At 32.0% G+C, this 25,383-nt stretch carries 21 protein-coding genes; 17 read left to right on the top strand and 4 right to left on the bottom strand.

Annotated features, from left to right (window positions below):
* Positions 1 to 33: 33 nt before the first annotated feature.
* From AB8U03_RS03990 to AB8U03_RS03930, 13 genes are all read left to right on the top strand, one after another.
* Positions 34 to 4,116, top strand: coding sequence for an AAA domain-containing protein (locus AB8U03_RS03990; protein WP_369703256.1), 4,083 nt, complete (start codon positions 34 to 36; stop codon positions 4,114 to 4,116).
* Between the two features lie 208 nt (positions 4,117 to 4,324).
* The gene (prdR, locus tag AB8U03_RS03985) at positions 4,325 to 6,076 is read left to right on the top strand and encodes a sigma-54 dependent transcriptional regulator PrdR (protein WP_369703255.1); all 1,752 of its coding nucleotides are present in this window, start codon (positions 4,325 to 4,327) and stop codon (positions 6,074 to 6,076) included.
* A 288-nt stretch (positions 6,077 to 6,364) separates the two neighbouring features.
* Entirely contained in the window at positions 6,365 to 7,672 is a 1,308-nt protein-coding gene (prdC, locus tag AB8U03_RS03980) for a proline reductase-associated electron transfer protein PrdC (RefSeq protein ID WP_369703254.1), read from the top strand.
* Positions 7,673 to 7,701: 29 nt separating this feature from the next.
* Entirely contained in the window at positions 7,702 to 8,142 is a 441-nt protein-coding gene (locus tag AB8U03_RS03975) for a sugar transporter (protein WP_369703253.1), read from the top strand.
* 94 nt (positions 8,143 to 8,236) lie between these two features.
* Positions 8,237 to 10,063: a D-proline reductase (dithiol) proprotein PrdA gene (gene prdA, locus AB8U03_RS03970; protein ID WP_369703252.1), complete on the top strand. Its 1,827-nt coding sequence runs from the start codon at positions 8,237 to 8,239 to the stop codon at positions 10,061 to 10,063.
* 19 nt (positions 10,064 to 10,082) lie between these two features.
* Positions 10,083 to 10,343: a CBO2463/CBO2479 domain-containing protein gene (locus tag AB8U03_RS03965; protein ID WP_369703251.1), complete on the top strand. Its 261-nt coding sequence runs from the start codon at positions 10,083 to 10,085 to the stop codon at positions 10,341 to 10,343.
* Entirely contained in the window at positions 10,343 to 11,068 is a 726-nt protein-coding gene (gene prdB / locus AB8U03_RS03960; RefSeq protein ID WP_369703250.1) for a D-proline reductase (dithiol) protein PrdB, read from the top strand. Before AB8U03_RS03965 ends, prdB begins: the two co-directional genes overlap by 1 nt.
* Positions 11,069 to 11,182: 114 nt before the next feature.
* Positions 11,183 to 11,944: a proline reductase cluster protein PrdD gene (gene prdD / locus AB8U03_RS03955; protein ID WP_369703249.1), complete on the top strand. Its 762-nt coding sequence runs from the start codon at positions 11,183 to 11,185 to the stop codon at positions 11,942 to 11,944.
* 11 nt (positions 11,945 to 11,955) lie between these two features.
* Positions 11,956 to 12,426: a glycine/sarcosine/betaine reductase component B subunit gene (locus AB8U03_RS03950; protein ID WP_369703248.1), complete on the top strand. Its 471-nt coding sequence runs from the start codon at positions 11,956 to 11,958 to the stop codon at positions 12,424 to 12,426.
* Between the two features lie 2 nt (positions 12,427 to 12,428).
* Positions 12,429 to 13,436: a proline racemase gene (locus AB8U03_RS03945; RefSeq protein ID WP_369703247.1), complete on the top strand. Its 1,008-nt coding sequence runs from the start codon at positions 12,429 to 12,431 to the stop codon at positions 13,434 to 13,436.
* A gap of 83 nt (positions 13,437 to 13,519) precedes the next feature.
* Positions 13,520 to 14,401, top strand: a complete 882-nt coding sequence (locus tag AB8U03_RS03940; RefSeq protein ID WP_369703246.1) for a TSUP family transporter — start codon at positions 13,520 to 13,522, stop codon at positions 14,399 to 14,401.
* A 245-nt stretch (positions 14,402 to 14,646) separates the two neighbouring features.
* Positions 14,647 to 15,534: a sulfite exporter TauE/SafE family protein gene (locus AB8U03_RS03935; protein ID WP_369703245.1), complete on the top strand. Its 888-nt coding sequence runs from the start codon at positions 14,647 to 14,649 to the stop codon at positions 15,532 to 15,534.
* 81 nt (positions 15,535 to 15,615) lie between these two features.
* Positions 15,616 to 16,683 (top strand): mannose-1-phosphate guanylyltransferase, encoded by a 1,068-nt coding sequence (locus AB8U03_RS03930; RefSeq protein WP_369703244.1) that lies wholly within the window; start codon positions 15,616 to 15,618, stop codon positions 16,681 to 16,683.
* A gap of 91 nt (positions 16,684 to 16,774) precedes the next feature.
* On the opposite strand, the gene AB8U03_RS03925 is transcribed toward AB8U03_RS03930, so the two are convergent.
* From AB8U03_RS03925 to AB8U03_RS03915, 3 genes are read right to left on the bottom strand one after another with little or no spacing between them, the layout of a single operon-like run.
* Positions 16,775 to 17,236, bottom strand: a complete 462-nt coding sequence (locus AB8U03_RS03925; RefSeq protein WP_369703243.1) for a pyridoxamine 5'-phosphate oxidase family protein — start codon at positions 17,234 to 17,236, stop codon at positions 16,775 to 16,777.
* Positions 17,211 to 17,495, bottom strand: a complete 285-nt coding sequence (locus tag AB8U03_RS03920) for a GIY-YIG nuclease family protein (RefSeq protein ID WP_369703242.1) — start codon at positions 17,493 to 17,495, stop codon at positions 17,211 to 17,213. The genes AB8U03_RS03925 and AB8U03_RS03920 overlap by 26 nt, the downstream gene beginning before the upstream one ends.
* A 21-nt stretch (positions 17,496 to 17,516) precedes the next feature.
* Positions 17,517 to 18,128, bottom strand: coding sequence for a DNA-3-methyladenine glycosylase (locus tag AB8U03_RS03915; RefSeq protein ID WP_369703241.1), 612 nt, complete (start codon positions 18,126 to 18,128; stop codon positions 17,517 to 17,519).
* Between the two features lie 253 nt (positions 18,129 to 18,381).
* Here AB8U03_RS03915 and larC point away from each other — a divergent pair, with 253 nt between their 5' ends.
* The 3 genes from larC (at position 18,382) to AB8U03_RS03900 (ending at position 22,905) form a co-directional block, all read left to right on the top strand.
* The gene (gene larC / locus AB8U03_RS03910) at positions 18,382 to 19,683 is read left to right on the top strand and encodes a nickel pincer cofactor biosynthesis protein LarC (protein ID WP_369703240.1); all 1,302 of its coding nucleotides are present in this window, start codon (positions 18,382 to 18,384) and stop codon (positions 19,681 to 19,683) included.
* Positions 19,684 to 20,081: 398 nt separating this feature from the next.
* On the top strand, positions 20,082 to 21,464 hold the full coding sequence (locus AB8U03_RS03905; protein ID WP_369703239.1) for a radical SAM protein: 1,383 nt from the start codon (positions 20,082 to 20,084) through the stop codon (positions 21,462 to 21,464).
* Between the two features lie 163 nt (positions 21,465 to 21,627).
* The gene (locus AB8U03_RS03900) at positions 21,628 to 22,905 is read left to right on the top strand and encodes an ABC transporter substrate-binding protein (RefSeq protein WP_369703238.1); all 1,278 of its coding nucleotides are present in this window, start codon (positions 21,628 to 21,630) and stop codon (positions 22,903 to 22,905) included.
* Between the two features lie 156 nt (positions 22,906 to 23,061).
* Here the strand turns inward: AB8U03_RS03900 and AB8U03_RS03895 are convergent, their stop codons facing one another.
* A complete protein-coding gene (locus AB8U03_RS03895; protein ID WP_369703237.1) occupies positions 23,062 to 24,180 on the bottom strand; it encodes a glycosyltransferase family 4 protein in 1,119 nt (372 codons plus the stop codon).
* Positions 24,181 to 24,366: 186 nt separating this feature from the next.
* Between AB8U03_RS03895 and AB8U03_RS03890 the strand changes: the two genes are divergently transcribed.
* Complete coding sequence (locus AB8U03_RS03890; RefSeq protein WP_369703236.1) at positions 24,367 to 25,374, top strand: CotS family spore coat protein; 1,008 nt, start codon at positions 24,367 to 24,369, stop codon at positions 25,372 to 25,374.
* Positions 25,375 to 25,383 lie beyond the last annotated feature (9 nt).

The raw sequence follows: 25,383 nt of genomic DNA, 5'->3' as shown, positions 1-25,383 counted from the left end.
AATATTTAGTTTGCCATTATTAGGAGGGGAATTATGGATTATAGGGATAAGATAAAAAATGTATTTTCTTATTTATTGAGCCTAAAGAAACTAAATCAAAAATTTGTAAGGAATGTTTATGACTATGAAAAGTTATACTGGGAAGAAGAATTTTTTCATGTACCTGGATGTATTATAAATAAATTATCTGTAAATGAACCTTGGGTTGAAATAAATACAAAATGCAGTAGATTATATGAAGAATTTTTTCATCTATATCAGGAAAGTGAGAAAAATGGAGAAAGCTTTGAAATAGTTTTTGGACATGGCCTAATTGTATGGAAAAGAGAAAATGAAAAGATCATTCATCCTGTTTTAACTACTAGAATGAAAATAGAATTTGATAAACTAAGGGAGGTATTTATTTTAACTCCGTCAAGTAAGACTATATTGGAAACTTCATTGTTTGAGGGATTTAAGGAATGCAATATGAAGGGTATATTTGCACTGGGAGATAGGGTAAACAGGGTTAACTTGGATCCAAGAAATATAATTCAGACTGAAGATGTTTTTCTAAAACTATTCTCTCACATAAATGCTCAGGGAAAGTTTAAAAAGGATAATTTCTCAAGAAAGAAAATTAACTTTCAGCAATATCCTATTATCTATAATACATCTATTATTTTTGTAAGAAAAAGTAATGCTAAGTTATGGCAGATTGAAATAGATAACATAATTAGAGAAATAAACAATGGATGTGAAATACCTGAAACTATAAAAGCTCTAGTAAATGAAAAAAGTATAGAATGTGATGAGAAAGAGAGCTGCCAGTGGGATAATATAGGGAAGGATCTGCTTTTCCCACTGCCTGCAAATTTAGAACAGAAGGAGATAATAAAAAAAATAACTCAAAATTATGGAGTAGTTGTTCAAGGACCTCCAGGTACAGGTAAAAGCCATACCATAGTTAATTTAGTATGTCATCTTCTTGCCCATGGTAAAAGAGTATTGATAACAAGTCAAACTAGCAGGGCGCTTAAAGTTCTGACAGAAAAGATACCCGAGGAGATAAAACCACTGTGCATTAGTGTTTTAGGCAATGATACCAATTCTCTAAATAAACTCAATGAATCAGTGCGGAAAATAACAGATAATTTATCCCTGGATGCTGAAGTTATGCGTAAAGAGGTTGAATTATTAGAAAAGAAATTAAATTTCTGCGAAAAAAACCAGCAGAAGTTATATGAAAAATTTAGAGAGATACAGCAGGTTGAAAATAAAAATATAAACTACAATGGTGAAGAATATGATACCACGTATATGGCAAGATGGGTAAAAGATAATAATGAAAAATATTGCTGGTTAGAGGATAAAATTCATATGGATGATGTAATGCCTTTATCGGAAAAAGAATTTAGTTTATTAATATATTTAAGAGGCATGATGAGTAAAAATGAAAAATGCAAATTTGATAATATTAAGGATGTAATAGGGAAGTTACCTGAAGACGAGGAAATTTGTCATAGAATATCAGAGTATGAAAAGATAAAATTGAAATACCCCGAATATATTGAAACTTTAGAGGGATGGCATGTGCCTTGCAATGACAGGTGCAATTATGATGAATTATTAAAGCTGCTAAATGAATGTAAGAGTAAGATGTCAGTATTGGGAAAAGATATCTGGGGAAATATATTTAACAGCTACTACAACAGCAATTTGGCAAGACAGACTTTGAGGGATTTATTGTATAAAAGCAATAATTGTATATTGATATTCAGTAAAATTAAAAATCAAATTAGAAATCACAAAATAGAAATTCCCAATAACATTAATATGGATAAATTCCTGGAAAATTTTGATATGTTGTATGATTCCTTTGATAAGAAAGGTAAAGTGGGAAAATTATTTATAATGGTACATCCTGAATGCAGTTATATATTGAAAAATTGTAAAATAGATGGAATACCTCTAAAAAGTATGGGACAAGCAATAATAGTTAAACTGTATGTTCAACAAAAACAAGTTCTCAATGAACTGAGGAACATATGGAATAATACAATGAGAGATTATGGGCTGAAGACAATAACTCTTCATATGAAAGCTTCTGATATAATTGACATTGAAAAAAACTTGAACTATTTAAATGAAATTGTGAATTGGGACATAAAGTACAAAAAGTATATAGTGGAAGGTCTGGGAAGAATATCAATTCCACAAACTGTAGATTGGCATAAGGAAGAATCCTATGACTATTTAATCAAATGTGTAAAATCCATAAGAAATATCAATATATATAATGAAGATAAGGCTTACATAGAAGTGTTTAAAAAGATGATAAATGGTACAAGCAAATTAAAAAAACTCTATGAAGCTGTAGATAATCTGGATGTAGATGAAGTTAAGGGAGTATTACAAGAATTAAGAAAAACTAAGTTAGTAAAGAATAAATGTCTTAAGATAGATGAACTAATAGGTAAATTAAGCAAAGTATGTCCTAAGACCGCTAAGAGTATAATAGATAATTGGGAGTATGGGAGAGAGAAATTTAACGATTGGACACAGGCATGGAAATGGGCACAGTGGAATAGCCTGTTAAGTCATATGTATGGTTTGAATCCAGAGGAAATAGAAGAGGCTATAGGAAAAGAAAAGAACAGGGAAAAAGAGATTATAAAAGATATAGTTTCAAAAAAAACCTGGTATAATCAAATACTTAGAACTACGGAAGGTGAAAAAAGAAGTTTGTTTTCATGGATGCAAGCAGTGAAGAGAATTGGAAAAGGCAGGGGAAAGATGGTACCTGAGTACAGAAAAATAGCCCAAAGAGAAATGGAGAAGTGTAAAAAGGTTATTCCAGTATGGATTATGCCGTTAAACAGAGTTATAGAAAATATAAAGCTTTCTCAAAATATGTTTGATGTAATAATATTTGATGAAAGCAGTCAAAGTGATTTATTCTCCTTATGTGCACTTATGAGGGCTAAAAGGGCGGTTATAGTAGGAGATGATAATCAGATAAGCCCAGAGATCGTAGGTATTGATCAAAGAACTGTACAAAATTTAATAGATAAGTATTTGAAAGATATACCTCAGAAACAGTGGTTTGACTTGCAGACAAGTCTCTATGATACAGCATTACGGGTATTCCCGAGTAGATTGATGTTAAAAGAACATTTTAGATGTGTACCTGAAATAATAAATTTCAGTAATGATCTGAGCTATTCCGGAGAAATGCTGACTTTGAGATATCCTAAAATTAATGAAAGATTTTATCCTCCAATAAGTGCAATTAAAGTGGAGGATGGAAGTAGGGATTCAACCAAGCCTATAAATGTTAAAGAGGCTGAGTGTCTGGTAGATAAAATTGTAGCCTGCTGTAAGGATAGTAAATATTCTAATATGTCTATGGGGGTCATATCTTTACTTGGGGAGGCCCAGGCACGACTTATTGAAAATATGCTCAAGGAAAAAATAGGTGTAAAGGAAATTATAAAGAGAAAACTTATATGTGGAGATGCTTATTCTTTTCAGGGTGATGAAAGAGATATAATGTTTTTATCCATGGTAATTTCAAAAAGTGTAAAGTTTGCACCTCTTATAAAGGAAAGCGATATCAGAAGATTTAATGTGGCGGCAAGCAGGGCCAGAAATCAAATGTGGTTATTTCATTCTGTAGATTTAAAAGACTTGAATGAGGAATGTGCACGATACCATCTTTTAAATTATTGTTTGAATTATGATAGATATAATGGAAATAACAGAAATGTAGAATATGTATTTCAATCTGAATTTCAAAAAGATGTCTATAATCTTATAAAGAGCAAAGGATACAGGGTCACACCGGAAGTAAAAATAGGCAAGTATAAAATAGATTTTATTGTGGAAGGTGTAAGAAATAGAGTGGCCATAATATGTGATGGTGATGTATCATCAGAGGAATATAATTGGAAGGAGGCCATAGAGAGACAATTGGATTTAGAAAGAGTAGGATGGATATTTTATAGAATAAGGGGAAGTGAGTTCTATTATAATTCTGAAAAGACAATGAGAAGATTGTGGAAGAAATTAAATAATATAGGAATTGAACGGCATAAAATGGAAACAGTTAATACCAAGGATCTTAAGGTAGTATAATTTTGTAATTTAGATTTAGAAATATATAATTTAACATAATCGATTTATTGCAGTAAAAAAGCTGTGCTTCAGAAATTTTTTTGAAGCACTATTTTTTTTATGAAAATTTAATTATCCTTGAAAATGATTTGAATGCTTACTTAATGTACAAAATTAATGATAAAATAAATATGAAATGTATATTAAAAAAATAAAAGTAGGTGAACCAATGAGTATTTTCGAACTGATTTATAAAGTTAAGGATATAATGACAAATGGATTTATAAAAATAAATAAAAATGAAACTATAAAAAGTGCTTTAAATAAGATGATTGGATTCTATAGAGATGAAGTCATAATAGTAGATGATGACGGAAAAATGATTGGTATATTTACCATGAAAGATGCGGCTGAAATTAAAAATAAGAAAATATCATTAGAAGATTCCGTAATGAAATATGCTGTCAAAAATGTACTTACTATAGATTGTGATTCATCTGCCAGATTTGCCAGAGATATGATGATTGAAAAACATATAGGTCGATTGCCGGTTATAGAAAATGGTGAGATTAAGGGAATTATAACCAATAACAATTTTAGGGATACATTTTATTTGAAAATGGATGAACTATTTAAACTTCAAAATGACATATTTGACAATTTACATGAAGGAGTGTGTATGTGCAATGAAAGAGGAATAGTGAAGTATTGGAATAAAGCTTCTGAGAGAGTATATGGTGTTAAGGTGAAGGACATATTGAATAGATATATAGGAGATTTTTTCCCTAATGCCATGCTTTTACAAGTGCTGAAGACAGAAAAGAGAATTGACAATGTATTTCATGAACCCGTAAGGGGAAAGTTTGTTGTATTAAGTGCTTTTCCCATATACAATTCAAAAAAAGAACTAATAGCAGTAGTATCTACAGACAGGGATATGACAGATGCAGTAAATTTGACGAAACAATTGGAAGATGAAAGGAAAAAAGTGGAATTTCTGGAGTCAGCTTATAAAAGTGAACTTTCTTCCAAGTATAATTTTTCATCTATAATAGGTAAAAATAAAAAAATAATAGATGCAATTTCCATCGCCCAGAAGGTAGCCCCTACCTCTACTAGTGTTCTAATTACAGGAAAAAGTGGAACTGGGAAAGAGGTATTTGCGAAGGCAATACATAGAGCTAGTAAAAGGATAGGTAATTTTGTGGCCATAAATTGTAGTGCTATACCTGTAAACCTATTTGAAAGTGAATTATTTGGATATGTAGAAGGGGCTTTTACAGGAGCAATAAGAAAAGGTAAAATAGGTAAGTTTGAGCTTGCGAATAAGGGAACCTTATTTTTGGATGAAATCGGTGATATGCCCATGGAAATGCAGGCAAAATTATTGAGAGTACTACAAGATGGTGTTATATCAAGATTGGGAAGTGAAAAGCCTATTGTTACAGATACTAGAATAATTTCTGCTACTAATAAGAACTTGACCGAATTGATAGCAGAGAATAAATTTAGAGAAGATTTGTTTTATAGATTAGCAGTAGTGCAGATAAAGCTACCGCCGTTAAAAGACAGGAAGGAAGATGTAAAGGATTTAGCCAATTTGTTTTTTAGGCAGGTATCAAAAGAAGAAGGTATAGAAATAAATAATATTGATGAGAGAATATATAAAAATTTAATTAATTATAAATGGGATGGCAATATTAGAGAATTAAAAAATGTTATTCAGAGGATGGTGGTATTATCCAATAATGGCAGGATAACTATAGAATCAATACCGGAGTATATAAGAAGTGAAAATGTGAAAGATTATAATTATAATGATGAAAATGAGTATGATCTCGAAAAAATAATAGAAAATGCAGAGCGAAAAACTATAGAGAGCGTAATGAAAATGGTAAATGGAAATAAAAACCGGGCGGCAAAAATATTAAATATAAAAAGGAGTACTCTTTATTATAAGTTAAACAAATTCAAACTGTGATGTCAATAATTTAACATGTATGTCAGTTTACTGACAAAATAAAAAGATCGTATTTGTGTGGTGTTTAAATGCTTTTTAGAAATCAATGCTTGTATATAATAAAAAAAGTGTCAAAAAATAAGACATCTCGCCTATAATTATAGATGCTATAACAAAAACTTATAGCCTTTAAAGTTAGCATTAGTATGCATTATAGTGCAATAAAATATAATAGATCAAATTGGCATGAAGTATGCTTTGAATAGTAATAGGCAGAGTATGTTAGCCTAAATACTTAGGAGGGATAATATGGAACAAGTTTACAATTTTCCCCTTAAAATGCATGTAGGAGGCCCTGATGTACCTATTGTAAAGGAAAATCAGGAGGTAAAAAGGGGAGAATGTATAGCAGAGCCAAAGGGACTTGGAGCTAAAATACACAGTAGCGTTTCAGGAAAAGTAGTCAAAATAACTGATTCAGAAATTGTAATCAGGTCAGATGATAAACAATCAGAAAAGTATGTAAAAATTAAAAAATGCAGCAGTATAGCAGAATCAGTATTTGAGGCAGGAGTTGTGGGTGCTGGAGGGGCAGGATTTCCAACCCATATAAAATTAAAAACCAAACTTCCAAATGGATATATAATTGCTAATTGTGTAGAGTGTGAGCCAGTACTTCATCACAATATAAAAAGAATAGAAGAAAAACCTGAAGAAATAATAAAGGGTATAAAATATGCCATGAGTTCTACTGGTGCAAAAAAAGCGTATATAGCAATTAAATCCAAACATTTAAGAGCTGTAAAAGTTTTAAAAGATTATCTAAAGGGCGATACTTCCATAGAAGTGAAGGGATTACCGGATATGTATCCTATGGGAGAGGAAAGAGCTATTATTCATGCAATATTTGATAAATGGCTTGAGCCTACTCAGCTGCCAGTAGATGCAGATTGTGTAGTTTTAAATGCTGAAAGCCTTTTCAATATAACCATGGCAGTAGATTATGGAAAACCAGTAATAGATAAAGATATAACAATTGTAGGAAAATTAAAATCAGGAAAAGAGCCAAATGTATTTTTTCAGGTACCTGTAGGAACTACTATAAAGAGCCTTATTGAAAAATGTGGTGGTATAGATGGTGAATACGGTGAATTGATAATAGGAGGACCATATACCGGTGCTTCACAAGATATTGATACTTCGATAGTAACGAAAACTTCAGGAGGAGCAATTGTTACAATACCTTTACCTGAATACAAGGGACCTATAGGATTATTAGTATGTGCCTGTGGAGCAAATGAAGCAAGACTTAGAGATGTGGCTTCTAAAATGCACTCCCAGGTAGTTGGTGTAACCAAATGTAAAAATGTAGAGGAAATTAAGGGAAGCAACAAATGCAAAACACCAGGACATTGTCCAGGTCAGGCTCAGGCAATTATGTACCTAAAGAAACAAGGTGCAAAGAGAGTATTGATATCCAACTGTAGTGATTGTTCAAATACGGTAATGTGCTGTGCGCCTAAAATGGGACTGCCAGTATATCATCATACGGATCATGTATTTAGAACAGTAAACTATCCGTTAACAAGAAGACTTCCAATGGAACAAGAATCTTGAAATGTAAAAATTGAGGAGGATGATTTAATATGTCAATGAGTGCTGAACATGCAGAACAAGTAAAAGATGAAGTAGCTGTTGTATGTTGTAGAACGGAAGAAGGAACTATTATTGCAGCTGAAAATTTAGAGGATCCAGATATATTTCCTGATATGGTAGATTCAGGATTGCTAACTATACCTGACAATTGTCTGAAAGTAAAAGAAGTAATAGGGGCAAAACTTACTAAAACCATAGATTCTCTTACTCCACTTACTCCTGATATTTTAGAGGGAATTAAAATTGCGGAAGATGAAAAGGAAGTTAAGGAAGAAACTAAAGAGGATTTAACAGAAGCTAAAACCTCTCAGATAGAAGATATGGTAAATGAAGGGAAAACATCTGTTTCAGTAGTTGGCGGAATTTTAAAAATACAGATAGAAGAAGGTAAAGGAATAGATATTGAACTTCCTTTTTATGCAGGACAATAATTGCATTTAAGGATTGAATATAAATTGAAACTTGATAAGTTCAATAGAAATTGAGGACTAGAGAACCTTGGTAAATGAATAAGGAGGTATTATGATGAACACTGAATGTTCAGAAAAGTTAACTTGTGGAGAAAAGAAGGCAGTTTTAAAGTACAACAAAAAAGCAGGAGACACCATAGAAATTGCTGACTTGGAAAATCCAATGAACTTTGCAAAACTTGAAGATTCATTACTAATTAAGTTAGATGAAAATGTTCTTTCAAGAGAAGAAGTTGTTGGGAAAAAACTTAAAGCTGATACGCCAGCTTTAACAGCTGTGACTGGGGATATATTGGAAGGTTATATTGAAAAAGATAAAGTTGGTAAGTTAAGCAGTATTTCTGGTGGAATCCTTAAAATTAAAATAGCTGAAGGTAAGGGAATTAATATAGAATTGCCTTTGGGAGGTTTAAATGCAGTATCTTCTATGAATGGAGTGTCAGCACCAACAGGAAAATCTATATCTGGAGTCAATGCTAGTGTGGAGAACAATGGCAAAAAAGAAGCTCCATTAGAAGAAAAGGTAATGAGAACACTTACAAGAAAACATTACAAGATTGACAAGGTAGAATTTGGACCAGAAACTAAAATAGAAGGAACAACTCTTTATATAAGGGAAGCTGTATGCAAAGATGCTGTAACAGAAAGCAAATTAGTTAAGGATATGAAGATTGATATAATAACACCTGATAAATACCACACTTATAGTGAGACCATAATGGATGTACAGCCAATTGCTACAAAAGAGGGAGAATCCAAACTTGGAACAGGAGTTACAAGGGTATTGGATGGCGTTGTAATGATGCTCACAGGTACTGATGAAAATGGAGTTCAAATTGGAGAATTCGGTTCTTCAGAAGGATATTTAGATGAAAATATCCAGTGGGGAAGACCAAGCTGCCCGGACAAGGGAGAAATATTTATTAAAACTCAAATGACTATTCAAGCTAAGACAAATATGGAGAGAAGAGGACCTCTAGCTGCGCATAAGGCTACAGATGTATTAACACAAGAAATAAGAGAAGCACTTAAAAAGGTTGATGATGAATCTTTAGTGGTAAATGTAGAAGAATTTAAACATGTTAGAAGACCCGGCAAGAAAAAGGTTGTAATAGTAAAAGAGATAATGGGTCAGGGTGCTATGCATGATAATTTGATATTGCCAGTAGAGCCTGTAGGATTCCTTGGTGGAAAGCCAAATGTTGACTTGGGAAATGTTCCTATAATGTTATCACCACTTGAAGTAGCTGATGGAGGTATTCATGCATTGACTTGCATAGGACCTGCATCAAAAGAGTGTTCAAGGCATTATTGGAGAGAGCCTCTGGTACACCAGGCTTTAGCTGATGAAGATCTGGATCTTTGTGGAGTATTATTTGTAGGAAGTCCTCAGATAAATAGTGAGAAGTTCTACGTATCAGAGAGAATGGGAATGATTGTAGAAGCATTGGATGTAGATGGAGCTTTTGTGACAACAGAAGGCTTTGGAAATAACCATATTGATTTTGCAAGCCATGTTGAACAAATAGGCATGAGGGGAATACCATGTGTAGCTTTCTCATTTTGTGCAGTTCAGGGAGCACTGGTTGTTGGAAATAAGTACATGAATTATATGGTGGACAATAATAAATCAGAAGCAGGAATAGAAAATGAAGTTCTTGGTTGTAATACACTTTGTCCACAAGATGCAGTCAGAGGCATCAACATGTTAAAAGCAGCTATGGCAGGAGAAGAAGTAAAAAAAGCAGAGAGAAAATACAATAGAAATGTACTTGAAAACAATTTAGATCTTATAGAAGAAACCACTGGTGAAAAGATAGAAAGAGCTAAAAATGAACAGTCACTTCCAATGAGCAAGAAGAGAAAAGAGAAATATTCTTAAAATAAAGAGGGTAAATTAGATGAAATTAAAATACGGTGACAAAATCATCGAAATGCAGGGAATAATTGTTCAGGTTGAAGATGGTGCCGTTGGAATAGACTTAAAAGGAAGATTGGGATATTTGAAAATACCTCTCAGGATGCTGATAACAGACTACCCATTACAGTTAGGGCAGGAAGTTGGGTTCAGAATGAGTTTCCCTGAAGTACTTTCATTACAGACCAATGAAAAATATGTAAGTAATATTGATAAAAAGAAGAGAAAGGAAGGTAATCTATAATGGATTTAACGGTTGTTAAAGGGCTGCAATCAGAAATATATGTACCTATAACTCCTCCTCCAGTATGGGCTCCAGTAACAAAAGAACTTAAGGATATGAAAATTGCCATTGCTTCGGCAGCAGGAGTACATTTAAAATCAGATAAAAGATTTAATTTGGCAGGAGATTTTACATTTAGAAAAGTGCCAGGAGATACTAATACTGATGACCTGATGGTATCACATGGTGGATATGATAATGGGGATGTAAATAAAGATGTAAACTGCATGTTCCCATTGGATAGACTAAAGGAATTGGCAAAAGAGGGCTTCATTGGTTCAGTAGCACCAACTCATATAGGCTTTATGGGTGGGGGTGGAAACCAGCAGAAATTTAGAGAGGAAACAGGTCCCGCTATAGCTAAAATATTAAAAGATGAAAATGTAGATGCAGTTTTAATGACTGCAGGATGAGGAACTTGCCACCGCTCTGCAGTATTGGTGCAGAGAGCAATAGAACAAATAGGTATACCTACTATAATTATAGCGGCATTACCTCCGGTAGTTAAACAAACAGGTACTCCGAGAGCAGTTGCTCCAAGAGTCCCTATGGGTGCCAACGCAGGTGAACCTAATAATATAGAGATGCAAACGGGAATAGTAAAGGATGCGCTTATACAGCTTACCAAGATAACTACTCCAGGGACAATAGTATCACTCCCTTATGAGTATGTAGCAAAGGTTTGATGATTTTCAGATGTAAGCTGTATAATAAAGCTTGTTATTAAATAGAAGTTTATAGCAATTACAGACTGAAAAGCTTGTAATTGCTATAAAACAATTTAAAATAGGGTGAGATATATGGACAAAGAAAGGGAAATGAGAAGGCTTGTTATAAAAACTTTTTTTATAAATAAGGTAGGGTTTTCTGATAAGACATATATAGAAGATGAAACTTTATATATCAAAAATGACATAGTTAAAACTATAGACATAAAAAAAGACCTTATAAAAGAGGTAAAAGTGAATATCATTAAACCTGATTGTCATGACATGTTTGTAAATTCAATAATGGATTTTTCACCTATAGCTGTTAAAGTATTAGGCAGACTAGGAGAAGGCATAACCCATGCCTTGACAGGTGTATCTGTAATGCTTACAGGTGTAGATGAAGATGGGATTCAAGTTGCTGAATTTGGTTCTTCCGAAGGAATACTTGAGAATAAAGTAGTATTTGGAAAGGCTGGAACACCTGATAAAAATGATACTATTATAAATGTAGACGTTGTATTAAGATCTAAAAAAGGCAGCAGCAGATCAGGACCCATGGCAGCTCACGAGGCCTGTGATAAAATAATTCAGGAAATAAGAGAGTATTTGAAAAAAATGCATGGTAGAGACTGCAGTGAAAAACATGAATACTTTGATAAAATAAGGCCAGGTAAAAAGAAGGTTGTTATAGTAAAGCAAGTAGCAGGACAGGGAGCTATGTATGATACAGGAATTCTTGGTAAAAATCCAGGTGGATTCATAGGATGCAGATCTATAATAGATATGGGAAATGTACCTATAATATTAAGCCCTAATGAATACAGAGATGGTGCGTTAAGAGCCATGAATTAGAGGTGATAAAAATGGGAATCGGGCCGTCTACAAAAGAAACTACATTGCATCATTTCAGAGATCCTCTTTTAGATGTGGTGTCAAATGATAATGATGTGGATATTTTAGGAGTTATTGTTGCAGGAACACCCCAGGAAAATCAAGATAAAGTTTTTGTTGCTCAAAGAATAGCAGCCTGGGTGGAAGCCATGAGGGCAGATGGAGCCATAGTATCTATTGATGGATGGGGAAACAGCAATATAGATTTTGCTACAGCTATAGAAGAGATAGGGAAAAGGAATATACCTGTGGTAGGAATGAGTTTTGTGGGAACTCAAGCTCAATTTGTAGTTACCAATGAGTATATGGATACCATAGTAGATTTTAACAAGTCATCAGAAGGTATTGAGACTGAAGTAGTAGGAGAAAACAATGCAACAGAATTGGATGCTAAAAAAGCATTAGCTTTTTTAAAATTAAAAATGAGAAATAAGGAGAGCTAATTATGAATATTGAAAGAACCATATTTGCAATAGACTCACATACAATGGGTGAACCTACAAGAATAGTTGTTGGTGGAGTACCTAACATTCCAGGAAATACAATGCCAGAAAAAAAGGCCTATCTTGAAGAGCACTTAGATTATTTAAGGACAGCTATAATGCTTGAACCAAGAGGACATAATGATATGTTTGGTTCTATATTGACACAGCCAACTACAGATAAAGCTGATATAGGAATAATATTTATGGATGGTGGTGGATACTTGAATATGTGCGGACATGGATCCATAGGAGCATCCACAGTGGCAGTGGAGACAGGAATTGTAAAAGCTGTAGAACCAGTTACAAAACTTACTTTAGAAGCTCCAGCAGGACTTATACAAGCTTCTGTAAAAGTGGAAAATGGAAGTGCGAAGGAAGTCTCAATAACCAATGTACCAGCATTTTTATATAAAAAAGATGTAGAAATAGAAGTACCTGATATAGGAAAAGTTGTAATGGATATATCTTTTGGAGGAAGCTTCTTTGCCATAGTCAAGGCTGAAAATCTGGGAATAGAGATAGAAACCAAAAATGCACAAAAATTAATAGAAATAGGCATGAAAGTAATAAAAGCAGTAAATGAACAAGTAGAAATACAGCATCCAACTCTTTCTCATATAAAGACAGTGGATTTATGTGAAATTTGGGGACCAGCAAAAAGTAAAGATGCCACTTATCAAAATGCAGTTGTATTTGGACAAGGACAGTTGGATAGATCACCTTGTGGTACAGGTACTAGTGCTAAAATGGCTACTCTCCATGCAAGAGGTGAACTTAAAGTAAACGAAGATTTTGTGTATGAAAGTATAATAAATACAAAATTTAAGGGTAAAATACTGGGATTGACCAAAGTAGGGGATTATGATGCTGTTATTCCTCAGATAACGGGTTCAGCTTATATAACAGGGCATAATCAGTTTTTTATAGATCCTGAGGATCCAGTTAAATATGGATTTATATTAAAATAACTTAAAAAAATATCAAAATTTAGCATTATATTGATTTTTATAAAATATCTATAATTAGAAGAAAAAATAAAGGGGGTCTTTCGGTGATAAAAATAGTTTTTGGAATATTACTTGTTCTAGTATTATATTTTTCATTTGTATTTTTTACAGATTATGCAAAAGCAGCAAAAGAAAAGAAATTAGAAAAAGCAAATTTTTTTGGATTAGGTGGAGTTGGATTTGTAGCTAATTTTTTTGATACTCTGGGAATAGGAAGTTTTGCAACCAGCACAGCATTATTAAAATTTTTTAAACTTACAAAAGACAGGACTTTACCTGGTACCTTGAATGTATCTTGTACAATACCTGTAACTATCGAAGCTCTTATATTCATAACAGTTATAAAAGTAGAACCTGTAACTTTGTTTGCCATGCTGATTTCATCAACCATAGGTGCGGTACTGGGTGCAGGTATAGTTTCCAAGCTGGATGAAAGAAAAATAGAAATAGGAATGGGTGCTGCATTAATCATAGTAGCATTTATAATGCTGGCAGGTCAGTTAAAGTTTATGCCGGTAGGCGGGGCCGCAATAGGACTTACAGGAGGAAAGCTTATAGTTGCAGTAGTAGCTAATTTTATATTAGGAGCACTTATGACACTTGGAATAGGACTTTATGCACCATGCATGGCACTGGTATTTGCACTTGGAATGAGCCCTAAGGTGGCTTTTCCTATAATGATGGGCTCCTGTGCATTTTTAATGCCAGCTGCATCTGTTAAATTTATAAAAGAAGATTCTTATGACAGAAAGGCCTCTATGTCTATAACTATATTTGGTAGTATAGGCGTGCTAATAGCAGCATATATAGTTAAATCACTGCCATTGAATATTCTGACCTGGCTTGTAATTGTTGTTATAATTTATACTTCCGTAACTATGTTTAAATCTGCAGCAAAGCATAAAAGAGAAAGTGTGGAAGCATAAAATTTACAGTTAAAAGATTAACAAAATAATAAAATTATGCAAAATATCACGCCAATATTAGATGATATGCTAGTATTTATACAAATGCAAATCAGGGTGATGTTCCTATATGACCTCGCTCCCCTATGTGTGGGATACGAGGTTTTTTTTGGTATATTGCAAGTTAAATATTGGTTTTATGCAAATTAATATTAAGTTGGCAGCATTGTAAACGAATAATTAATTAAGGAAAGGAATGGTGTTGGATGATTAAAATCTTGATGGCCTTACTTATTATTTGTGCACTATATTTTTTAGTCGTATTTTTTAAAGATTATATTAGTAAGGTAAAAAACAAATCTCTTGATAATAGTAAGTTTTCAACCTTTGCAGCAAGTGGATTTGTAGTTAATTTTTTTGATACTTTGGGAATAGGAAGTTTTGCTATATTTACTGCTATATTGAAAAATTTTAAACTTACTGAAGATAGAACTATACCAGGTACATTAAACGTTTCATGTGCAATTCCTGTAATAGTAGAAGCCATGGTATTTATAAATGTAATTAAAGTGGAGCCTATTACCTTAATAGCTATGATTGTAGCTGCTACTCTTGGAGCTGTACTGGGCGCAGGATTTGTAGCCAGATTAGATGAAAGAAAGATAGAAATAGGAATGGGTACTGCCCTTTTAGTGGTAGCTTTTATAATGTTTGCTGGACAGGTAAACATTATGCCTTCAGGAGGAAATTCAACTGGACTGACAGGTATAAGATTGATCATAGGTTTAATTGGAAATTTTATATTTGGAGCGTTTATGACCCTTGGCATAGGAATTTATGCACCTTGCATGGCTTTAATATTTACTTTGGGAATGAGCCCTAAGGTAGCATTTCCAGTGATGATGGGTTCTTGTGCTTTCTTGGAAGTAGCAGCTTCTGTAAAATTTGTAAAAGAAGGGGCTTATGATATAAGAATACCTTTACCAGTTATAATATTTGGCTCAATAGGAGTTTTAATAGCTGCATATGTGGTTAAGTCATTACCACTTTCTATATTGAAATGGGTAGTTATAGGGATTATAGTTTATACTTCTATAATTATGTTTAAATCTGCAAAAAATAAGTTGCATAGAGGAAAAACCGATATGGTTTAAAATATCAGGTTATTCTGTTTCACACTTAGAATGATTTACACATATTATAAAACATAGCAAGCATTATTTGGAGTGAAATTATTGTTATATGCACTAATTCTTGCAGGAGGCAAAGGAACAAGGTTATTTCCATTATCCAGAGCTAAAAATCCAAAACAATTTTTAAAAATTATAAATGATAAGAGTTTTTTACAAAATACCGTAGATAGAATTATACCTTTGGTGGATAAAAAAAATATATATGTAGTTACAAATGAAGAATATATAGATAAAGTACAAGAAGAGCTTCCAGATATAAGTACAGAAAATATATTTGCAGAACCGGAAAATAAAGAAACCGCCACATGTATTGGATTTTCAGCGGTAAAATTATTAAAAAAGGATCCCGATGCTACCATGATAATTTTACCCTCAGATCATTATATAGAAAATAAAAAAGTATTTTTAGATACTATTTCTCAGGCTGTACAGATTGCAGAAAAGAGAAAGGGTCTTGTTACCATGGGAATTAAACCTACTAGACCCGAAACTGGATATGGTTATATAGAAATGGGAGAAAGAATCAATATAAACAGTGCTACTTTTAAAGTAGAGAGATTTTTAGAAAAACCGAATATAGAAGTAACTAAAGATCTACTATTGAAGGGCACATACCTTTGGAATAGTGGAATATTTGTATGGAGAGCAGATGTTTTTTTAAGGGAGATGCAAAAATATCTTCCTAAAATGTATAAATGCATGCTATCCGTGTATCAAAGTTTGAATACAGAACAAGAAGAAGAAATTATAAAAGAACAGTATAAGATTATAGATGGCATATCCGTAGATTTTGGAATAATGCAAAAAACAAGAAAGGCCTACGTAATTAAATGTAATTTTTTCTGGGATGATATAGGAACTTTTACTGCACTGGGAAGACTTTTTAAAAATTTTGATGGAAATAATGTAAAAGGAAATGCGGTATTGCAATCCAGCGAAAATTGTACTGTATTTGGAAACGACAAACTTATAATAATGTTTGGAGTCAAGGACTTAATTGTAATAGATTGCAAGGATGTGCTTTTGATTATGGATAAAAATAAAGATCAGGAATTGAAGTATTTAGTAGATATTTTAAAGAATAAAAGTAATTTCAAGAAATATCTATGAATTATACAATAAGGATTTATTATTAAAAACTTAATTGATTTTAATAATAAATCCTTTATTTTATCATTGAAGTAAAAAATATTTTATATATTTACAGGTTCTCCTTCCCACTTATATAATTGATTGCTATTTTAATTACAGTTACAACATGCTGACTTTTGCCTATATATTCTTTGCCATTTTCAATAAATTCAGGGCTGTATTTTTTAACTAGCTGAATTAAGGCATCCTCCTTTTCCTTGTCATAAACCTTAGATGCCTTACCAAAAATTAAAAGACTTTCATATTTTGAAGTGAATTCCCCTGGTATAATTTTTGAAGAAGATACTATATTAAAACAGACAGTATTGTTAATTGATATATTATCTAATTTAGCTCCCTCATTGGCACAATGAAAATATAAATTATTATTATAATAAACATAATTTATGGGAACTGCATAAGGTTGATTGTTCTCATCACAAGTGGATAATATGCCATACTCTGATTTTTCAAGTATTATGGGAATTTTAGATTGGTCCATTATTCTATCTTTTCTTCTCATTTTTTTCATAATTCATACCCCCGTGAGTTAGTGACCTAATTAATCTTAATTTATGTTCTCGATCCATTCTTTTTATCATATATTCTCTATGCATGGCCTCTTTTTTTGAAATAAATTCTTCAAAGTAAACAAGCTTTACAGGGGTTCTACCTCTGGTATATTTGGCACCCTTTCCATTGTTATGGGTTTGCAGCCTCTTTTCCAGATTATTGGTATATCCTGTATAAAACGTTCCATCCTTGCATTTTAACATGTAGACATAATTCATTTTATAATCACTTTCATAAAATTATTTAGCAGATACATAAATATTGTTTTCAATGTAAAATCTCCAGGGATAATTGGCCGCCTCCTGGGCATAACTGATACCTATTCGCTTTGCGCTTTTTATATTAAAATCATTAATATCGTCTTTTGCAACGTATAAGCTGCCGTTGCAGAGATCCACCTTATTTTCACTTTTACCTATAGCCAGCGCATTACATAATTTGCCGGGACCATTAGCTAAATTTTTTATCTGGGCTTTGTTTAAAGAAGAAAATGATTTATTATATCTATTTAAAGATATTTTATCCAGACTTTCCAATGGTTCAAGAGCTCTTATTAACACTGCTTCAGGTATGTCCTCTTTTTCAGTTACTATGTTAAAGCAATAATACATACCATATATCATATATACATATGAAAAACCAGGAGTGCCATACATGATTTCCGTGCGGTTAGTTCGTCTGCCGCCATAGGAATGGGCAGCTTTATCCGTAATGCCTCTGTAGGCTTCCGTTTCCACTATTCTTCCGGATAGTCTTTTGCCATTTATTTCGTGAACCAGTATTTTACCAAGGAGGTTTTGTGCAACTGACAGGGTATCCTTACTATAGAAATCCCATTGTAATTTTTTCAAAATAACACAACCTTTTTTTACATTATACAAGAAATATATAATAAATTATATACTAGGCAGTTATTTTGTCAAATTTGATGCTGACATTCTATATTTCGGATGAGGTTGTTTTGGCATAAAGCATTTAGTTTTCATATTATTGAGCTGCATATAGAATTAAAATTAATTTTAAGAAACTATTATACAAAATATCCATATTTATGATAAGATTAGATCATAAATTAGTAAAAGATGATACAGGAGATTAAAAATTATGAGGATACTCTATTATGATTGCTTTTCTGGAATAAGTGGAGATATGAATCTGGCAGCACTGTTGGATTTGGGCGTAGATGGGAAATATTTGATTTCCGAGCTGGCAAAATTAAATGTTGAAGGTTATGATATACATATCAATAAGGATATAAAAAGTGGAATTTCGGGTACTAAAGTAGATGTGATTTTAGAAGAACAAAATCATAAAAAAAATTATGATCATAGTTGCCATTTCAATAGAAATTTAAAGGATGTAGAAAATATAATAAATTCCAGCAATTTAAATTCGAAAGTTAAAAATATAAGTTTAGAAATTTTTAAAAAGGTGGCACAGGCTGAAGCCAAAGTGCACAATAAACCTTTGAATGAAATACATTTTCATGAAGTAGGAGCGGTGGATTCTATAGTTGATATTGTGGGGGCTGCCATATGTTTTGATTATTTAAGTGTAGACAAGGTGGAATCATCTAAGGTAGAAGTAGGCAAGGGATTTGTAAAATGTGCTCATGGAATACTGCCGGTGCCAGCACCTGCTACAGCGGAAATACTTCAAAATGTTCCTATAAAAGCTGAGGTACCCTTTGAGGCCACTACTCCAACTGGTGCAGCAATATTATCCTATTTTTCTTCAAGATATACAGAAAATAAAAATTTTAAAATAGATAAAATAGGATATGGTATAGGGCATAGGGACAATGATGACATTCCAAATGTATTGAGAGTCTTTTTAGGAGAGGTTATTCCAGAAGAAAAATATATTAAATACAAAAATTTTAATGAGAATAAAAATCATAGAATTGAATATATATCAGTTAATGGGGAGAAGCTAGACGAATATGATTTCAATGATAAAGATTATAAGGTGGAAGATATACAGGTTATAGAATGTAACATAGATGACATGAATCCTGAAATGTATCAGTGTATAATGGATATGTTACTGCAAAATGGAGCATCAGATGTATATTTGACCCCTATAATTATGAAAAAGGAAAGACCTGCAGTAAAACTGACTGTATTATATAAGTCAAAGGTAGAGGAAAAGATAAGGGATATTATCTTAACTCAAACTACTACATTGGGATTCAGAAAGTATAGAATGCAGAGAAATATATTAAATAGAAATTTTACAAAGGTAGCTACCAAATATGGTGAGGTCAGTGTAAAAAATGCTTATTATAAAGGAAAAAAGATAAAAAGTAAAATTGAATATGAGGATTGCAAGAAACTTGCATTGAAAAATAAAATAGGTATCAACGATGTGTATAAAGAGGCTATGATTCAATTATTAAAGCAGTGAAGTTTTAGAACTTAATTTAACAAAATACTGTGATCCCCATCAAGTGATCTAGGTTCAGGTGAAGTTTGTTCATAAGGGATTGATTTCTGTATCTGAGTCTTAGAAGAACTTATACAGGGGTGTAGTGCTTACCCCCCACTTTATGTGGGGGTGTTAGCAAATGGTATTCTTCGGATAAAAACTATAAAATATAAATTGCAGCTGTTTGAACTGAATGTTGACAAATAGATGTTAAAAGCTATATTATAATGGTATATAAATAACATGTATTATATAATAGTATTTGCTCATTTGCCTATTATATTATTGTTTATATCCTATGTAGTGAAAAAAGAAATGGATGTTTTTAAGCATTCGTTTCTTATATTATTATTATTATTATTTAGGAGGAATGTCATATGAAGGTAACTGGAATATTAGAAAAGGCAGCTAAGGATGCATTGGTTAAAGCTGGAGTGGAGTTACTTGACAGGGATCCAGAGGAAAGTCTTGATAAGATATTTGCATTAATTAAAAAAACAGTAAAAAAAGATAAGGACAATCTAGCTAAGGTAGAGAGAGTTGAAGAATTATATAAAACGAATTCTGCAATTCATAAACTTGCTATTGATGTTGTCAAAGATTCAAATAAAAAGTGTCTGGACAAATTTTTTACTAATTTTTTTGCAAATGCAGCTTGGTATGGAATACCAAAGAGGGAAAAATTCTTTCAGGATACAGGGATAAAAACTCCATTTACCATTCTTATGAGTCCATCTATGAGATGTAATTTGAGATGTACTGGATGCTATGCTTCAAGTTACAGCAAGGAAGACGATATTCCAAAGGAAGAAGTAGATAGAATTATTGGAGAGGCTAGAGATCTTGGAATTTATTATTTTGTGATTCTTGGAGGAGAACCTTTTATAAATGACTATATGCTTGATATATATGAAAAATATAGTGACTGTATGTTTACTCCGTTCTCAAATGGTACTTTATTTAATGAAAAATTAGCAGATAGGATAAAAAAACTCGGCAATGTAATTCCCATGTTTTCTTTGGAGGGATTTGAGAAAGAAACGGATGAAAGAAGGGGCAAGGGAATATTCAAGCAGGTTATGCATGCAATGGATCTCCTAAAAGAACGTGGAGTCATATTTGGAGTTTCTACAGCAACTAGCAGATATAACATAGATACGGTGACGTCAGATGAATTTATAGATATGTTAATAGAAAAAGGGGCTAAAATGAGCTGGTATTTTATATTTATGCCCGTAGGTAAAGAACCTGATGTAGACTTGATGCTTACTCCAGAACAAAGAATACGTTTGGGAGAAAGAGTGAGAAAGATAAGAACTACAAAACCTTATTTTGCAATTGACTTTTTCAATGATGCTCCTTACGTTGGAGGGTGCATTGCAGGAAAATTTTATTGCCACATAAATTCGGAGGAGGAAGTGGAACCTTGTATATTTGCTCATTTTGCAGTTGACAATTTAAAGGGCAAAAAACTTGTAGATGTATTTAAATCAAACTTTTTTAATGAGCTGAGACACAGACAGCCATACAATGATAATTTATTATTACCTTGCATGATGATTGATAATACGGAACAAATTAGAGAAATTGCAAAGAAAACGGGAGCAAGACCTACAGACGAAGGTGCAAGGAGGATGCTGGAAGATCCTGAATTTCAGAAGAAGCTGGATAAATTGTCAAAGGATTTTAAACCTTATGCGGAAAAGGCATGGAAAAAGGATTTTAACTGTGAGGGCAATTACAAAATGTCTAAGGGTTAGATCTTTAAAACATCCGAAGAAGAATAAATTCTTTGGATGTTTTAATTTTTTGGATTTGTAAATAGATATAAGGAGAAGTTGAAAGATATACTTTTATTTGTTAATATTAGTGTAAAATACATATGGTAAATTGCAATTAACAGAAATGTATAGGAGAGTTTTTATGAATAGATATATAAAGACGGTATTATTTTTGATATTAGCTTTAACTTCAATTTTTGCAGTTTCATGTAATAGACATCAGGACAATGAGGTCAGTAAAGAATCACTTCAAGGAAATATTGAAATTGTAACTGATGTAGAGCATGGTCCCCAACTAAAGCTTGCAGCAAGTAGATTTAGAGAAGTACATAAAAAGGTCAATGTGGATGTTATAGTAGTAAAGGATACAGATAATAACATCAAGTCCATACTGGATAATTCTCAGTATGCGGCAGATATAATAACATTGGATGATAGTTATGTAAAGCATATTTTATCTGTATATTCGGATAGAATTTTAAAAATAACAGATTCAGGAAATTTATATAAAAATACTTTGTTAAATAATAAGATGAATAATGATACTATGAAAGGGTCAATTTATGCATTACCATGGGATACATGCCCCAAGGCTTTAATATATAGGAAGGATATATTTGCCAAAGAAAACATAGATGTAGATAATATAAAGACCTGGAGCGACTATATAGAAGTGGGAAGAAAAATAAAGGAGGACACTGGGAAAGTGCTCATGGGAAATCTTTCCGATGATAATAATGATATTTTTTTATTGCTTGCAAATGAACTGGGAACAAGTTATTTTAATGAAAGCGGGAAATTAAGTTTTCAATCTGAAAAATGGTCCAGAATTATAGAAATGGCCAAAATTCTTTATGGGGAGAACTTAATAGAAGATTTTAATTCCAAAAGCGAACTCATAAACAGACTAAAGGGAGATAAAATAGTGTCATTTATCGGGGATCCAACTTATGCTAAAGCATTAATGAATGATTATCCAAAAGATAGTTATAAATGGGGAATAATAAAACTTCCTTCTTTTGAACCAGGGGGAAATAGGGATGTTTCCCTGGGAGGAATAAATTTAATCATAAATAAAAATACTAAACAAGTTAACCTGACACAGGATTTTATAAATTTTGCACTTACAGATGATGAATTACAAATGGATTTATTGAATGATTATGGCAGATTTCCGGTAAACATGGATATATACAATCTTGTGGATTTGAATAAACAAGTCCCGTATTTTGATAGTAAGGCATGGAATTTATTTGCTGGAGTGGAGCAGGGAAGTTTTAGTATAAATTATACTAAAGATTTTCCTAAGGTACGGGAAAAAGTAAAGGAGATTTTAACTGAACCTATTGTAGAAAATCAAGATTTTAAAACTATATCAGAAAATATAGAAGCATCTTTGAAAAATGAGATTAAAAAATAAAATTTTTAAATTTGAGTTAATGAAACGTTTACAAAATTTAAAAATTAGGGTATAATAAAATCATAGGGAATTAATCATAGGGATCTTTTAACATAAAAACAGAACCTTTTAACTAAGCATGGGAGTAGTTAAAAGGTTTTGTTTTTTATGGAATAATTAAATATTTAAAATTTTATTGTAAGCATTAATAGTATTTTCCGAAGTTTTTTCCCAGGAAAATTTGGATGCTTGTTTTAAAGCTTTCAAGCTCAATTCCTCTCTTATACTTTCATCATTAAGTAAGGCCTCTATGGAGTACATAAGGCTTTTTATATCAAATGGATTTATAAGAATGCCGCCATCACCCACTACTTCTGGAATAGATGATACATCTGAAGTTATTACAGGAGTACCACAACTCATGGCCTCTAGTGGAGGAAGACCAAATCCTTCATATAAGGATGGATATATGAAGGTATCGCAGGCATTATAGAAAACAGGCAGCATTTTTTCTTCCACGAATCCTGTGAATTTAACATTTTCTTTTATATTTAAGTCTGTACTTAAATTTTTTAGCATATCTAAATCATCTTTATTAGAACCTACTATAATTAAGTCATAATTCCTATCTAAATTTTTGTGAACTTTAGAAAAGGCAGTAATTAATGAGGATACATTTTTTCTAGGACTAAAACCTCCTATATAGAGAATAAATGGATTCTCTATATTATATTTAATTTTTATTGCATGTTTACATTTGTCCTTTTCCAGGGGTTTGTATTTGTCATCAGCAGCTAAAGGAGTTATGAATATTTTATTTTCATCTATAGGGAAAAATTTTAGAATATCCTTTTTTGAACAATTGGATACAGTTATTATTCCATCAGCTAAATTGATAATATTAGGCATCTCTTTTAAAAATTTTCCCAGGTATCCTTTCCCTACGGTTTCAGGAAGCACATAAGGTATTAAGTCATGTATAGTGACAATTTTTTTACAACTTATATTTTCAGATATGCCAATACCGTTTTGAGGAATATGATATATATCTACAGTTTCTTTTTTTAAATTTGTTGGAAAGTAATATTGCTCAAAAAATCTATGTTGTCTTTTAGAAGCCATTATTATTTTAGTATTATCCTGTCTGAAATTTTTATAATTATTACCTGACCAGTATATATTATAAAAATTCTCCATGTGGTTTTTAATCATGAATTTTAATATTTTTTCTGTATAAGTGCCTATGCCAGTACCTTTATACCAATTAATCCCCCTTGCATCAACGGCAATTTTCATTGTTCTCTACCTCCACACTCTAGTAACACTAAACTGATTGAAGCGTTCTAATATATATATTATTAGCACTTGTATAAAAAGGTGAACGTAACTTTTGAATCCAAAGTTAAATGAAGTTCTATCTATCACATACATGTATGGTCAGACATATACTACGTATATAATAATTTTTGGAGGAAGAAGCTTTTGGATATATTAGAAGTACGAAAATATGTTGAAGATGCCTATGATCTCCATATTGAATTCATAGAAAAAATAAAAAGCATATATAAAATTCATACAAAATATAAAGAATATTGTTTGAAAGTGATAAATTATGACTTCGGACATTTTCTATTTATAATTTCAGCTATAAAGCATCTCCAAAATAAAAAGTTTAAAAACATACCTGAAATAATTAATACTAAAAATAAAAAGAAATTTATAAAAATGGGCGATTCCTATGCCTATTTGTGTAAATGGGTTAATTCCAGACAATGTAATTATGACAATCCCTTGGATATTTTAGTTGCTACTTCAAAATTAGCAGAGCTGCACAAAAAAAGTCACAATTTTCAAGTTACTGATAGAATGAATCCAAGAATAGGGTGGTTTAAGTGGATAGATAACTTTTTAACCAGAAGAGATGAAATACTGGATTTTAAAAAAAGAATACTGAATAAATCACATAAGGGAGAATTTGATATATTGTATTTAAAGGCTATGGAAAAGGAAATTAATATTGCAGAAAGTTCTATAGAACATTTGAAAATCTCTGGTTATATGGACAGTATGAAAAAACAAATAAAGGATGGTGGGTTTTGCCACCATGATTATGCAAACCATAATGTATTAATAGATACTCAAGGTGAAGTAAATATTATAGATTTTGATTACTGTATGATGGATACCCATCTCCATGATCTGTCCAGTTTGCTCATAAGAAGAATGAAAAATGGAAGATGGAGAATTGACAATGCAAATTTTATTATAGATGCCTACAGTGCAATAAATAGGGTAAGTCAGGAAGATATACCCATTATGGCTGCCTTTATGGAATTCCCACAGAATTATTGGCAAATTGGAATACAGTACTATTGGGAAAAACAACCATGGGGAGAGGATTTCTTTATAAAAAAATTAAATAAAATGCTCAAAGATAGACAGAAAAAATTGGAGTTTATAGATGAGTTTAAGAATGAAAAATATAGTTGATTAAGAAGG

This window comes from Clostridium moutaii (assembly GCF_041205085.1).
Lineage (GTDB): Bacteria > Bacillota > Clostridia > Clostridiales > Clostridiaceae > Clostridium_B > Clostridium_B moutaii.
This window is presented reverse-complemented; position numbering and strand designations above follow the sequence as displayed.